Source organism: Fusicatenibacter sp. (assembly GCF_977045365.1).
Map to the genome: position 1 here is coordinate 1 of NZ_CDRRUH010000073.1, position 13,645 is coordinate 13,645.

Sequence of the window (13,645 nt, forward strand, 5' to 3'; positions counted from 1 at the left end):
CCTTCACGCAGTGAAGCTGTTGGAATAAATGCGACTTTCTTATTTTCAATTTCTTCCTTTATCAGACTTCCTACACTTGAAAAGTGCGAACATAAAAATAGTTTCATCAATATTCTCCTTTATAAATACCGATTTTCTTAATTCTACAAACTTTAATTTTACTTAGTAACTATGACTTTTCCTTCAGAATCCAGAAGAGGTGTAATACCAGCCCCGTATCCAGATTTCCAACAAAGATAATTAACTCCAGTCTCCTTATCTACAAGAATTTGTCGAATCCCTTCATCTTTAAGCGAACTTCCATCTCTAAATATAACTTCAAATCTTTCTTCTTTCTTCGCCATGTTTATTCCTCCTCGTTAAGCATTAAATACCGATTTGCATTTCCATTCATTTTAGAAAATGGGCAACTCCGATTGGAATTGCCCACTCATTGCACTAATTATACGATTTTCTCTTGCTTGCACCGATTTCTGCATCAATTGATGTAAGTTTGATGTAAATCGCTGTTTTTTAGTTTTTTATCAAATGAAGTACGTCCCGTCTATTTGGTTAAACGGTACATCGTTACATCAGTTTAATACAGCTTTGCGCCTGCCGGGATGTGGTCATCAACCATAAGCAGATGGAGCTTTTCTTCGCCTTCTTCTTCGTGAATAGCGGAGAGGAGCATACCGCAAGAGTCAATACCCATCATAGCACGAGGAGGAAGATTTGTGATAGCGATAAGTGTCTTACCTACAAGCTCTTCCGGCTCGTAATATGCGTGAATACCGCTTAAAATGGTGCGGTCTGTGTCTGTTCCGTCATCAAGGGTAAACTGCAACAGCTTCTTTGACTTCGGTACTGCTACACATTCTTTTACCTTAACGGCTCTGAAATCTGACTTTGAGAATGTGTCAAAATCAACTGCTTCCTCAAATAAAGGCTCAATCTTTACCTTAGAGAAATCAATCTTTTCAGGCTCTGCTTTCATTTCCTCGACAGGCTGATTTTTTACATCATTGCCCTTGTTTACATCATTCAAGGACTTCATTGTCGGGAAGAGCAGCACGTCTCTGATTGCCTCCGCTCCTGTCAGAAGCATACACATACGGTCAATGCCGAATCCAATACCACCGGTCGGCGGCATACCGATCTCCAGTGCGTTCATGAAGTCTTCATCTGTTGTATTGGCTTCATCATCGCCCTGGGCAAGCAGTTCTTCCTGGGCTTTAAAACGTTCTCTCTGGTCGATCGGATCGTTCAGCTCAGAATAAGCATTTGCCATTTCCCATCCATTCATGAAGAACTCGAAACGCTCTACATATTCCGGATTTTCTGGCTTTTTCTTCGTCAGCGGCGAGATCTCAACCGGGTGGTCCATAACGAACGTCGGCTGAAGCAGATGCTCCTCTACAAACTCCTCAAAGAAGAGATTCAGGATATCACCTTTTTTATGTCTCTCTTCAAACTCAATATGATGTTCTTTTGCAAGTTCTCTTGCCTGCTCCAGAGTCTCAACTTCATTCCAGTCAACGCCTGCGTACTTCTTCACTGCGTCAACCATTGTGATACGCTCGAACGGCTTACCGAGATCCATCGGGATTCCTTTGTATACGATCTGTGTCGTTCCGAGCACTTCCTGTGCGACAAAACGATACAGGTTCTCTGTCAGATTCATCATGCCGTGGTAATCTGTAAATGCCTGGTAAAGCTCCATCAGAGTAAACTCCGGGTTATGTCTTGTATCAAGACCCTCATTACGGAATACACGTCCGATCTCATATACCTTCTCGAGTCCTCCGACGATCAGTCTCTTCAGGTACAGCTCCAGGGAAATACGAAGCTTCAGATCTTCGTTCAGGGCATTGAAATGTGTCTCGAACGGTCTTGCTGCTGCTCCACCTGCGTTCTGTACAAGCATTGGAGTCTCAACTTCCATGAATCCTTCTCCGCTTAAGTACTTGCGGATCGCACTGAGAATCTTGGAACGCTTGATAAAGGTATCTTTAGACTCTGCATTCATGATCAGGTCTACATATCTCTGACGGTAACGGGTATCTACATCTGTCAGACCGTGGAACTTCTCCGGGAGGATCTGTAAGCTCTTGGAGAGGAGTGTCACTTTCTCTGCATGGATAGAAATCTCACCTGTTCTTGTTCTGAAAGCAAATCCTTCCACTCCGAAGATATCACCGATATCCGATTTTTTAAAATCAGCGTAAGACTCTGTTCCGATCGCATCTCTTGCAACGTATACCTGGATGCTTCCCTGTAAATCCTGAATGTTGCAGAAAGATGCCTTGCCCATGACTCTCTTAAACATCATACGTCCTGCAATTGCCACATGGATCGGGCTTGCGTCCATGATATTTCTTCTCTCTTCGTAATCCTTTTTAAGAGCTTCTTTCGCCTGCTCCTCATCCATTCCCTCTACGTTCGGCTCCTGGCGGTCTTTTAACAGCTCAGTCTCATGTGCCTCGTAAAGACCTTTCACCTCAAGCGAATGATGTGTCTGATCGAACTTTGTAATCTGGAACGGGTCTCTTCCGTTCTGCTGCAGCTCTGCAAGTTTCTCGCGGCGAACCTTCAGTAAGTGGTTAATGTCCTGTTCCTGTGTCTGCTGTGCCAATTTCTTCACTCCCTTTTCTTTGTATTTTTTAGATATTTCTCTGGATAGAAAGTACTTTGTACTGCATAATTCCGGCCGGTGTTTCTACATCGACAATGTCATCCTTGTGTGCGCCGATCAGCGCTTTTCCTACCGGAGACTCGTTGGAAATTTTTCCTTCCAGGCTGTTTGCCTCGGTGGAACCAACGATCTGGAACTCGATCTCCTCGTCATACTCCAGATCCAGTACGTCTACTTTACATCCGATATTGATCTTATCAGAATCTACTTCGTCCTCAACAACAACCTCTGCGTTTTTCAGGATTTTTTCGATCTCTTCAATTCTTGCCTCGATATCACGCTGCTCATCTTTTGCTGCATCGTACTCGGCGTTCTCGGAAAGGTCTCCCTGCTCTCTTGCTTCTTTGATTTTACCGGCAATTTCTCTACGTTTGTTTACTTTGAGGTCATGAAGCTCGTCCTCCAGTTTTTTCAGGCCGGCATAGGTAAGAATCGTTTTTTTCTGTTCCATTTTATACACCCTTTCTATCGTTTCTGTATCCAGTCATATCTGATTTTATTCTGTAAACTCTCCGGAAATGCGCTGTATTTTCAGTATTCCCGGTTGAAATAAGGATAGACTCCGCCTATCCTAACAATTAAAGTAGTATAAAGGATTGCCCACGGAATGTCAAGAAAAAAAGAAACGCAGGAAAGATTTTCTTTTTCACAAATCCTTCCTGCATCTTTCTCTTATTTTTCCTTTATTTTTCGGAGGCACTTCCTGTCAGTGCCTTCTTTTTCCAGTTTCCTTTTTTATAGAAAATCAGCGTCAGAAGCGCACCCATGCACCAGCTTACCAGCATGGAAATCCAGAGTACCTGATATCGTCCGTTGGGCAGCTCCGGCGTTCTGGTCAGAAAGGCCAGACCGTATGCCAGCGGCACACGGATGACAACGGTAACAACCATCGAAATCCACATCGGGGTCATCGTATCGCCTGCTCCACGCATGACACCGGAAAGCGACTGTGTTATTGCCATGGCAATATAGCCGACCGCAAGGATCTTCATCATATTGGCACTTAATGTTACGAGCTCTGTGGTATTCGTAAAGATTCCCATCAGATGATGGCCGAAAATAACAATTAAAAGGGTAATGGTCGTTGAGGTTCCGACAGCAATCAGTGTTCCCTGTTTTGCGCCCTGCTCTACGCGGTCCATACGGCGTGCGCCGACATTCTGACCGGCATACGTTGTCATCGCGGTACCAAACGAAAAGTTCGGCATCATTGCAAAGCCATCGACACGCATGATGATAACATTCGCGGCGATAACCATTTCACCGAAGCTGTTGGTCAGCGACTGTACGATAACCATCGCCATGGAGAAGATCGCCTGGGTAATACCGGACGGCAGGCCAAGGCGGATAATTTCCATCGAATACTGTTTTTTCATTTTCAGGTATTTGGGTCTGAAATCAAAAATGTCGGTCATACGCATCAGACGCCACATGCAGAGTACTGCAGAAATTGCCTGCGCAATCACGGTCGCGTATGCAACTCCGGCAACGCCCATGTGGAACTGGGAAACGAATACAATATCCAATACAATGTTGATGACCGTTGCCACCAGCAGATAAATCAGCGCCGAAATCGAATCGCCGAGTCCGCGAAGGATACCACATAGAATGTTATAGTACGCACTGCCGGCACAACCCACCATCAGGATCACCAGATACGAGGTACACCAGTCGATGATAGAATCCGGTGTTTTCAGCATTTCCAGCAGCGGCCTTGAGAGGACGGCTCCCAGAATCATAATAATGATGGAAGAAATTGCTGTCAGCGTGACGCAGTTTCCGATCGTCATCGAAAGCTCTTTTCTTTGTCTTGCTCCAAAATACTGCGACACCATGACGCCGGCGCCGACGGAAATTCCGACGAACAGAACCAGAAGCAGGTTTAAGATCGGGCTGGCGCTTCCAACTGCCGCAAGCGCGTTGTCCCCGACATATTTTCCGATTACAATACTGTCAACCGTGTTGTAGAGCTGCTGGGCAATGTTGCCGATCAGCATAGGGATTGTAAAAGCTACAATCTTTTCCCACGGCTTTCCCACCGTCATGTCGGACGGTGCGAAAAGTTCCTTCATAGTCATACACTACACTCCCTCTTTTGTGTTTTTTGTCCCAATACCTCTGTTTATCAGTATAGCACAGAAAAAGCACCCATGATATATCAATATTGGCATATCATAGGTACCTTTTTGACTTGTTTTTATCCTCGTTCCCACTCATTCAGCATCTGTTCCAGCGCCTGCAGGCTCTCCACCTGATTGATCGCCGCGCGCAGCTTTGCCGAATGCGGAAAGCCTGCCGTATACCATGCAACATGCTTGCGCATCTCGCGGATGCCGATCGCGCCGCCTTTGTATTCCACCTGCATCCGTGCATGGCGGAGCATCATTTCTTTTACCTCATGCTGGGTCGGCCTTGCAAGCGTTTCGCCTGTTTCCATATAATGAAGAATCTGTTTAAAAATCCACGGATTTCCTTCCGCGCCGCGTCCGATCATGATTCCGTCACAGCCGGTCTGCTCCACCAGTGCCTCGGCACTTGCCGCATCTGTCACATCGCCGTTTCCGATAACCGGAATCGATACTGCCTCTTTTACCCGGCGGATAATATCCCAGTCTGCTTTTCCGGAATAAAACTGCGCTCTCGTTCTTCCATGAACCGCAATTGCAGCCACTCCGCAGTCCTCGAGGATCTTCGCAATTTCCACAGCATTCGCCGATTCTTCGTTAAAGCCCTTTCGAATCTTTACGGTTACAGGCTTTTTCACTGCCTTTACCATGCTTGTCACGATTTCCCTCACCAGATGCGGATCCTTCATAAGGGCCGAGCCTTCGCCGTTATTGACAACCTTTGGCACCGGACAGCCCATGTTAAAATCCAGAATATCAAACGGCCTTTCTTCGATCTGAGCGGCAATCTGCCCCAAAATCTCCGGATCACTGCCGAAAAGCTGCAGGGACACCGGATGCTCACCCGGATCGATCGTCATCAGATCCTCGGTATTTTTATTCTTATATAAAATTGCCTTCGCGCTCACCATTTCCATACAGATCAGGCCCGCGCCCTGCTCCTTGCACAGAACACGAAACGGCAGATCCGTCACCCCCGCCATCGGTGCAAGCACGAGTGGGTTTGGCATCTCCACGTTTCCGATTTTCAGCGGCGGCATCTTTTGCAGTGTACGTTTCTTATTTTCCATTCGGCTTCTCTCCGTCCTCTTCCATCAGCGCCTCCTCCGGCACCTCCTCACCGAGGAAGAAGACACGGTAATACAGCTCCAGGGATTCCAGCAGCTCCTTTTTTTCTTCCTGATACTGCTTAATCCGAAGCGCGCCGCCGATCTCGTCGTACATCGCATCTGCGTCTACGGCCTCTGTTTCAAACTGCAGACTTCCGTCGCTGTCGAACCACATGGTAAAAATACCGCCGATTTCCACCGTAAACATAACACACATGACATGAAGCTCATCCTGCACAGACTGTGGCAGGGATGCAAAATCCTGGTTAAAATAATATTTCTGTTCGTATGCACTTGCTCCGCAGAGCACTACTTTTTCATTATCTGAATACATAATTTTTCCTTTCTCTTCCTTTTCCGGTCTCTCTATACGTAGCTGTATAAACCTCGCACTGAAACCTCTCCGGAATGCACCTCAACGATCATTCCGTCCTCTTTTTGCACGCGCAGCTCACCGGTCGGCGTGATGCCGAGCGCAACGCCCTCGAACGGTTCCTTCGGATCGAGTACACGCACCGGCTGGTCTTTGTTTGCAAGTACAGCCTCATATGCTTCCTTCAGCCCCGAGAGATCTCCTGCTTCCAGGAATTTTTCATAATTCTCTTCAAACGCCTCCAGCACCGCTGCGACCACTTTCGCCCGGTTGACGGGATGCCCTGTTTCTATCGCCAGTGAGGTCGCAATCTCCGCGATTTCTTCCGGGAATTCCATCTGATTGACATTGATTCCGGTTCCGATGACAACATAATTGATATAATCAATCTGTGCACTCATTTCTGTCAGAATACCACAGAGCTTTTTCCCATTCAGCACCGCATCGTTCGGCCATTTGATTTTCGTATCGACACCGAGCGCTCTTTGCACGCCCTGCACTACGGCAAGTCCCATTACAATCGTCAGCATCGGTGCTTTGGCCGGCTCAAGATCCGGATACAGCAGAATCGACATCGAAACAGAGGTTCCTTCCGGCGATTTCCAGACTCTGCCGCGGCGGCCTTTTCCGGCAGTCTGTGTTTCAGCCGTTGTCAGTGTGCCGTTCGGCGCACCTTCTTCCGCCAACCACTTCGCCCACGTATTTGTCGAATCCACCTCGCGGCTGTAATAAACCGTCTGTCCGACATATTTCGTATGCGTGCGGCTTTCCAGCTCATCCTTCGTTACGAGATCCGGCTCGTTCAACAGGCGATATCCCTTATTCTGAACAGCTTCAATCTCGTATCCTTCTTCTTTCAACTGATTCATTATCTTCCATACTGCGGTGCGGGAAATCCCAAAGTGTTCACACAGCTCCTGTCCGGAAACATTTTTCCCGGATTCCCGCAGGAGACGCAGCGTCTCGGCTCTCTTATTTTCCAGCATATCGTATTTTCACACTCCTCGTGTCGCTTTCAGACTATAAGAAGCACGCTTGATGCATTTCGTAAAATCAACAGCAGCGCTGCGGAAGAGTTTTTCCGCAGCGCTGCTGTGCGTGTTTCTTCGTTATTCTATTATACACAGTCTATTCCGGTTTTTCCACCCAAAACTTTATGCTCCGAGTGTCGCTGCCATAACTGCTTTGATCGTATGCATACGATTCTCTGCTTCCTCGAATACTCTCGACTGCGCAGATTCAAACACCTCATCGGTTACTTCCATCTCGTTCAGACCGTAGCGGTCGTGGATCTCTTTTCCGATTTTTGTTTTCAGATCGTGGAAGGACGGCAGACAGTGCAGGAATACGGCGGTATCTTTTGCATTTGCCATTGCTTCTTTTGTGACACGATACGGAGTCAGATCGTGGATTCTCTCCTCCCATACGCTGTCCGGCTCGCCCATAGATACCCATACATCAGTGTAGATAACATCGGCATCTTTTGTTCCCTCTTTTACGTCCTCGGTGAGGGTGATGGTTGCACCGCTCTCCTTTGCATACTCCTCACACTGGGCCACAAGCTCCGCGTTCGGGAAGTATTTCTTCGGTGCACAGGCCACAAAATCCATCCCCATCTTGGCAGATGCAATCATCAGGGAATTTCCCATATTGTAACGGGCATCGCCCATGTAAACGAATTTGATGCCTTTTAAATGGCCGAATTCTTCCTGGATCGTCAGCATATCGGCGAGCATCTGTGTCGGATGGTACTCGTTCGTCAGTCCGTTCCATACCGGAACTTTCGAATATTTTGCCAGCTCTTCTACAATCTCCTGGCCGAATCCACGGTACTCGATTCCCTCATACATTCCGGCAAGAACGCGGGCGGTATCTTTGATGCTCTCTTTTTTGCCGATCTGGGAACCGGTCGGATCCAGATACGTTGTTCCCATACCGAGATCGTGTGCAGCTACCTCGAAGGAACAGCGAGTTCTGGTGCTGGTTTTCTCGAAAATCAGTGCAACGTTTTTACCGCGCAGGGTATCTACCGGAATGCCTTTCTTTTTCTTCTCCTTCAGCTCTGCAGACAGATCCAGCAGATAGGCAATCTCTTCCGGTGTAAAATCTTTCAATGTCAGAAAATCGCGTCCTTTTAAATCCATGGTTTGTTCCTCCTTAAATATCTGCATATGGTGTATTTTATTATTTCCCATCCTATGATGTTGGATCAAAAGGTTTTTTGACCCTTTGGTTGCCTTGAATAGTCTCTATTATGAAACAGACCTGTTCATCTGTCAAGAGGGAAATGTATATTTTTACGTATTTTCTTTGTAATATGCATAATATATGTATTTTTATGCATATCATTGTACTTTCATACAGAAAATTCTCCCGTGTCCGGCTTGATGCTTTTCACGGGAGAATCCTGTTTTACTTATTGCTTTATCCTGGTTTTATTTCTGATTACTTCTGCACTTCTTTTCCTGCCGGCACTTTCTGTTCCTCCACAATACCTTTGAATGTAGTGGCCAGACTTGCCAGTCCCTGCAGATCGGACGGAACAACGATCTTTGTTGCCTTTCCATTTGCCAGAACGCCAAGTGCTTCAAGGCTCTTTAAGGTAAGAACAGCATCATCGGCGCCTGCCTCTTTGATCGCGCGGATACCATCGGCGTTTGCCTGCTGTACTTTGAGGATAGCCTCCGCCTGGCCTTCTGCCTCGCGGATTCGTTTCTCTTTTTCTGCCTCTGCGCGAAGAATCGCTGCCTGTTTTTCAGCCTCTGCATCGAGGATGGCCGACTGTTTTTTACCTTCGGCAACAAGGATCGTCGATTTCTTCTCTCCTTCTGCGATCAGGATCGCTTCACGGCGCTCACGCTCTGCCTTCATCTGTTTCTCCATGGCTTCCTGGATAGCTGCCGGAGGCATGATATTTTTCAGCTCGACACGGTTTACTTTGATACCCCACGGGTCTGTCGCGATATCGAGCGCTGCCTGCATCTTCGTGTTGATGATTTCACGGGAAGTCAGCGTCTCATCGAGTTCCAGATCTCCGATGATGTTTCGAAGTGTTGTTGCGGTCAGATTTTCAATCGCCATCAGCGGATTCACAACGCCGTAAGCGAACAGCTTCGGATCGGTAATCTGGAAAAATACAACGGTATCAATCTGCATCGTAACGTTATCTTTTGTAATAACCGGCTGCGGCGGGAAATCCACCACCTGCTCTTTTAAATTCACGCGGATGGCCACGCGCTCGACAAACGGAACTTTAAAATGAAGACCGGTTGCCCAGGTGCCTTTGTATTTTCCAAGGCTCTCAACAACGTAAGCACTGGCCTGCGGCACGATCTTCACACACGATGCTGCAATAAACAGTACAATCACAAGAAGCACAATCAATAAAATTCCTGCAATTCCTCCACCACTCATGTTTCATTTCCTCCTTCTTTTTCTTTAACCTTTACAATCAGCTTGACACCTTCCACACGGAGCACTGCAACAACAGCGTCCACGGGAATCGTGCCTCCTTCATTTTCTGTCCGCGCGGTCCAGATATTTCCGCCAAGCGAAACCTTTCCGGTCCCCGCCAGATTGGAAATCTCCTCCGTCACGACTCCTTCCATACCGATCACACGGTCTACGTTCGTCTTCAGCGTATCCTTACTCAGAAAGCGAACGGCGAAAGGACGTGTAAAAATCAGAAGCACCAGCGATACGACAAGAAAGCTGGCAACCTGAATCCCCAGCCCGGCCCCGCACATGGCAGCGATCAGAGCAACCAGCGCCCCGCCCGCAAACCAGATCGTCGCAAGCCCAAGCGTCGCCGCCTCAATCACCAGGAATACAATCAGCGCAATCAGCCAGTAAACTGCAAATTCCATGCATTTTCTCCCCCTTTCTGAAAAATTAGCTGTTGAGATCATCATACTATAATGACATAAAAATAACAAGCAAAGTTAAAAACATTCAGAAAAAAGAAAGATTTGTCAGGAATCGTCTACAGACTGTCAATTCCGAGGCGGGACATCAGAACGAGGATGGCTGACAGAAAATAGTATGCGTGGAGGCGGAAAAATAATACGAGGGTGAAGGTGAGGAGTTTCCAGAATATGGATTTAATTTTTGTCGCATAGCGCAGACAGTTTCCAAAAGTCAGCGTTTTCCGGACAAACGGATCTTCTCCATACCGCTTCAGAAAGTTTTTCACAACGCGAATCTTTTTTCCGCGATACGTCATCTCCTCTTTTGCCAGATACATTGCTCCGATGACAAGATGGAACAGCATAATATCCCCATAGTCTTCTGCAATCCTGTGTTCTTTTAAAAACGTTTCAAAATCCGCTGCTATCTGAATCCAGTTTTTCATCAATCGTTTTTTCGGACGAAACGTCACAGACTGCAGATTTTCCCGGTAGAGCACAATGCTCTGCGGGACAAAAGCATATTTCGGTTCGCATGCGCAGCAGCGGAAATTGTGTGCTTTGTCCTCCGCGTAAGTATATTGCGGAACCCATAGTTCATGTTCTATCAAAAAATCTTTTCGATAAAGCTTTCCCCAGTCGTACGATAAACTTCCGAATTGGAAAAAGCCTTTAAAACGAAAAGCAACACTATCTGGATCTTCTTTTTCTAACCAATTTCTACATTCAACCCTTTCACCATTTTCCTTCCATCTGTGGTAATTTCCGACCACAATATCCGCATTCTTTTTTTCTGCCTGTCGCACCATAGAACGGATCGCATTTTTTTCATCCATTTTATCGTCTGCATCCAGAAAAAGAAGATACTTTCCCTCCGCCGCAGCAATCCCTGCATTCCGGGACGCTGCACAGCCTGCATTTTTCTGATTCAGGATGTGAATCCTTTTATCTGCCCGCGCACTTTCTTCACAGATTTCAAGTGAGCAGTCCATCGAACCATCATTCACTAAAATAATTTCCAATTCCGGGTAATCCTGCATCCCGACACTTTCCAGACATTCCCGCAAAAATTTTTCCGCCTGATAAACCGGAATGATCACACTTACAAGTGGATAATTCATCGTATCTGATCCCCTCTTTTTCTACTTTATAATAGAAAATATAGCCAATAATATACAGAACGTCAACTGTCTTTCACATACTTCATTGCATAGCAGTACAATCTGTGATAAAGTTACAAAAACGATGCTATTTGTAATTGTCACTCTCATTCAAAATACGAAAGGATCATGACAGATGGAGACCGCCAAAATTGATTTTGTAATTACATGGGTAGATGGAGCAGATCCAATCTGGTACAAAGAGAAACTGGAAACCTTAAAGAAACAGGGAAAAGCCGCAGAAGAAATGATTGATAACAGCACCTCCAGATACCGTGACTGGGATATTTTAAAATACTGGTTCCGTGGTGTTGAAAAGTTTGCTCCATGGGTCAATCAAATTCATTTTGTGACATATGGCCATGTACCAGATTGGCTGAATGAAAAACATTCCAAACTCCATATCGTAAAACATGAAGATTTCATCCCGCAGGAATTTCGTCCGACATTCAGTTCCCACCCCATTGAATGGAATTTTCAAAGAATTGAAGGGCTGACCGAGAATTTTGTTTATTTCAATGATGATATGTTTCTCATAAAAAAAGTTTCTCCGAAAGATTTTTTTAGAGATGAAAGACCTGTTGACATGCTTGCGCTTCAGCCAGATGTTGCAAATGCAGATGACCAGATTATGCCGTATGTCTATCTGAACAATGCGATGGTTCTCGCCAAATATTTCGATAAACGGGAAAATATGAAGAAACAGCCGGGAGCATATTTTCATCCCGGCTATCCGTTGATGTATTTCGGATATAATCTTCTGGAAATGGCATTTCCGCGGTTTACCGGATTTTATACCGTACACGGGCCATCCCCGCTAAAAAAAGAGTCCTATCGTTTCTTCTGGAAAAACGAAGAAGAGCTTTTGCATCGTGTCTGTTGCCATCCTTTCCGTCACAAAGAAGATATCAGCCAGTATGTTCTACGGGAATATCAGAAGCTGAGCGGAAATTTTGTTCCGAAAAATATTCATAAATTCTGCCGATACTTTAATCTGCAGCCGGAAAACCCGGAGCTGGTAAAAACGATTACGAAGCAGAAGTCAAAATGCATTTGTATCAACGACAGCAACTTTGAAATCCCATATGAAAAAGTAAAACAGGAATTAAACCATGCATTTTCTATCCTGTTTCCGGAAAAATCACAGTTTGAGAAATAAAAAACTGTTTTTCTGTTCATTTACGTGACAGATTGCAAAGCGATATATATTTTAATCAAAATTGTAATATTTTTACCTCAAATCTATTGACATGTGTGGGATTTTATTTCTATAATAAATTTGTAATAAAAAGAATTTTCACAAGAAAGGAGATCACTGATCTATGACTAAAGCTTACAAAAAACCTGTTGTCTCTATCGACACCGGAATGGCAGAAGGCGTTTATGCAGCCAGTGGCACAGGAACTCTGAATGTTACTTACTACGGCGTATGGGATCGCTGGGGCACAAATGGCGGTAAAGGTCTTGCAATGGCAGACTGGTCAGGTATTGACGGAACGATCACATTGAACGTTACGTTCAACGACACGGTTGACCAGGCGGAAACGGATGATGCATCTGTACGGGTTTCCTGCTCCGGAAAAACTGCTACGTTTACCTTTGCCAGCACAGCATCAAATCCGCTGACGATTGGTATCCATTTAAATCACGGAACCAGCATCGACGATCTGAAGATGACCGGCTTCACCTATTCGGTAAGCTAAAAGCGAACTCGCTTTAGAGCGGGTTTGTAAAAATCAGCAGCCGGAAAGACTGCAAAGAGGATAAAAGAAATGAGTAATTATGTAAAACCTGTCGTTTCTCTGGATGAAGGAATGGCAGAGGGCGTTTATGCAGCAAGTGGATGTTATACTGTAACTACTAATATCCATCAGAAACCAGAAACGGGTCGTGGTGACTACCGAATTCAGGTGAATGGTGTTCATGCAGCTGACCATACAAAAGAGGCTCAGACTTTGACAATCACCTTTAATCAGGAGGTTACTTATAGTAGTTCTAATGGAACCTTAGTCGGTTCTAATACTGGTACCACTATTTCTATTGGCTACACGTATCATCAAAATCCTAATGATAACATTGGTTTAGGTGATTTAGTTGTAGTTTCTGATCCAGGTCTTGAGGTTGTTAGTGCTAAAATTACCGATTAATCTTCATCAAGTCATCAAAAGAAAGTAAACGGTAGATAGTCCGTACCTCGACTGTAAAGGAAAAGTGTGTGACAATAGACTATATTTCTAATACGAGTATCAAAGGTTGAGTCTCAACTTTTGATACCACTACATGGAGGTAAGTCTATGA

General features: G+C 45.5%; 14 protein-coding genes and 1 pseudogene. 3 read left to right on the forward strand and 12 right to left on the reverse strand.

Features of this window, described 5'->3' with window-relative positions; translation table 11 throughout:
- The 12 genes and pseudogenes from ACY2VW_RS12855 to ACY2VW_RS12910 all read right to left on the reverse strand — a co-directional run.
- Positions 1–107, reverse strand: a pseudogene (locus ACY2VW_RS12855) (Type 1 glutamine amidotransferase-like domain-containing protein); the annotation flags it as partial.
- A gap of 51 nt (positions 108–158) precedes the next feature.
- Positions 159–344 (reverse strand): DUF6440 family protein, encoded by a 186-nt coding sequence (locus ACY2VW_RS12860; RefSeq protein WP_055267402.1) that lies wholly within the window; start codon positions 342–344, stop codon positions 159–161.
- 233 nt (positions 345–577) lie between these two features.
- On the reverse strand, positions 578–2,614 hold the full coding sequence (lysS, locus tag ACY2VW_RS12865; protein ID WP_461878321.1) for a lysine--tRNA ligase: 2,037 nt from the start codon (positions 2,612–2,614) through the stop codon (positions 578–580).
- Positions 2,615–2,642: 28 nt separating this feature from the next.
- Positions 2,643–3,125, reverse strand: coding sequence for a transcription elongation factor GreA (greA, locus tag ACY2VW_RS12870; RefSeq protein WP_022461080.1), 483 nt, complete (start codon positions 3,123–3,125; stop codon positions 2,643–2,645).
- Positions 3,126–3,357: 232 nt separating this feature from the next.
- Positions 3,358–4,752: an MATE family efflux transporter gene (locus ACY2VW_RS12875; RefSeq protein WP_461878322.1), complete on the reverse strand. Its 1,395-nt coding sequence runs from the start codon at positions 4,750–4,752 to the stop codon at positions 3,358–3,360.
- A gap of 119 nt (positions 4,753–4,871) precedes the next feature.
- A complete protein-coding gene (gene dusB / locus ACY2VW_RS12880; RefSeq protein WP_242991169.1) occupies positions 4,872–5,870 on the reverse strand; it encodes a tRNA dihydrouridine synthase DusB in 999 nt (332 codons plus the stop codon).
- Entirely contained in the window at positions 5,860–6,243 is a 384-nt protein-coding gene (locus ACY2VW_RS12885) for a DUF6145 family protein (RefSeq protein WP_117510128.1), read from the reverse strand. Before ACY2VW_RS12885 ends, dusB begins: the two co-directional genes overlap by 11 nt.
- 32 nt (positions 6,244–6,275) lie before the next feature.
- Positions 6,276–7,268, reverse strand: a complete 993-nt coding sequence (locus ACY2VW_RS12890; RefSeq protein WP_461878323.1) for a biotin--[acetyl-CoA-carboxylase] ligase — start codon at positions 7,266–7,268, stop codon at positions 6,276–6,278.
- A 168-nt stretch (positions 7,269–7,436) separates the two neighbouring features.
- The gene (gene argF, locus ACY2VW_RS12895; protein WP_117761273.1) at positions 7,437–8,426 is read right to left on the reverse strand and encodes an ornithine carbamoyltransferase; all 990 of its coding nucleotides are present in this window, start codon (positions 8,424–8,426) and stop codon (positions 7,437–7,439) included.
- A gap of 301 nt (positions 8,427–8,727) precedes the next feature.
- Positions 8,728–9,696, reverse strand: a complete 969-nt coding sequence (locus ACY2VW_RS12900) for an SPFH domain-containing protein (protein ID WP_461878324.1) — start codon at positions 9,694–9,696, stop codon at positions 8,728–8,730.
- Positions 9,693–10,148 (reverse strand): NfeD family protein, encoded by a 456-nt coding sequence (locus ACY2VW_RS12905; RefSeq protein WP_461878325.1) that lies wholly within the window; start codon positions 10,146–10,148, stop codon positions 9,693–9,695. The genes ACY2VW_RS12900 and ACY2VW_RS12905 overlap by 4 nt, the downstream gene beginning before the upstream one ends.
- Before the next feature lie 116 nt (positions 10,149–10,264).
- Positions 10,265–11,308, reverse strand: coding sequence for a glycosyltransferase family 2 protein (locus ACY2VW_RS12910; protein ID WP_461878326.1), 1,044 nt, complete (start codon positions 11,306–11,308; stop codon positions 10,265–10,267).
- Positions 11,309–11,483: 175 nt separating this feature from the next.
- On the opposite strand from ACY2VW_RS12910, the gene ACY2VW_RS12915 reads away from it, so the two are divergent.
- The 3 genes from ACY2VW_RS12915 to ACY2VW_RS12925 all read left to right on the forward strand — a co-directional run bounded on the left by ACY2VW_RS12915 (position 11,484) and on the right by ACY2VW_RS12925 (position 13,494).
- Positions 11,484–12,506 (forward strand): stealth family protein, encoded by a 1,023-nt coding sequence (locus tag ACY2VW_RS12915; RefSeq protein WP_461878327.1) that lies wholly within the window; start codon positions 11,484–11,486, stop codon positions 12,504–12,506.
- A gap of 163 nt (positions 12,507–12,669) precedes the next feature.
- Entirely contained in the window at positions 12,670–13,050 is a 381-nt protein-coding gene (locus tag ACY2VW_RS12920) for a hypothetical protein (protein WP_461878328.1), read from the forward strand.
- Between the two features lie 69 nt (positions 13,051–13,119).
- Positions 13,120–13,494 (forward strand): hypothetical protein, encoded by a 375-nt coding sequence (locus ACY2VW_RS12925; protein WP_461878329.1) that lies wholly within the window; start codon positions 13,120–13,122, stop codon positions 13,492–13,494.
- The last annotated feature ends 151 nt before the right edge of the window (positions 13,495–13,645 follow it).

Bases quoted from the DNA above. Each gene is read 5' to 3' on its own strand.
- ACY2VW_RS12860 (WP_055267402.1), bottom strand. From the start codon at position 344: ATGGCGAAGAAAGAAGAAAGATTTGAAGTTATATTTAGAGATGGAAGT.
- greA (WP_022461080.1), bottom strand. From the start codon at position 3,125: ATGGAACAGAAAAAAACGATTCTTACCTATGCCGGCCTGAAAAAACTG.
- ACY2VW_RS12875 (WP_461878322.1), bottom strand. From the start codon at position 4,752: ATGACTATGAAGGAACTTTTCGCACCGTCCGACATGACGGTGGGAAAG.
- dusB (WP_242991169.1), bottom strand. From the start codon at position 5,870: ATGGAAAATAAGAAACGTACACTGCAAAAGATGCCGCCGCTGAAAATC.
- ACY2VW_RS12885 (WP_117510128.1), bottom strand. From the start codon at position 6,243: ATGTATTCAGATAATGAAAAAGTAGTGCTCTGCGGAGCAAGTGCATAC.
- ACY2VW_RS12890 (WP_461878323.1), bottom strand. From the start codon at position 7,268: ATGCTGGAAAATAAGAGAGCCGAGACGCTGCGTCTCCTGCGGGAATCC.
- argF (WP_117761273.1), bottom strand. From the start codon at position 8,426: ATGGATTTAAAAGGACGCGATTTTCTGACATTGAAAGATTTTACACCG.
- ACY2VW_RS12900 (WP_461878324.1), bottom strand. From the start codon at position 9,696: ATGAGTGGTGGAGGAATTGCAGGAATTTTATTGATTGTGCTTCTTGTG.
- ACY2VW_RS12905 (WP_461878325.1), bottom strand. From the start codon at position 10,148: ATGGAATTTGCAGTTTACTGGCTGATTGCGCTGATTGTATTCCTGGTG.
- ACY2VW_RS12910 (WP_461878326.1), bottom strand. From the start codon at position 11,308: ATGAATTATCCACTTGTAAGTGTGATCATTCCGGTTTATCAGGCGGAA.
- ACY2VW_RS12915 (WP_461878327.1), top strand. From the start codon at position 11,484: ATGGAGACCGCCAAAATTGATTTTGTAATTACATGGGTAGATGGAGCA.
- ACY2VW_RS12920 (WP_461878328.1), top strand. From the start codon at position 12,670: ATGACTAAAGCTTACAAAAAACCTGTTGTCTCTATCGACACCGGAATG.
- ACY2VW_RS12925 (WP_461878329.1), top strand. From the start codon at position 13,120: ATGAGTAATTATGTAAAACCTGTCGTTTCTCTGGATGAAGGAATGGCA.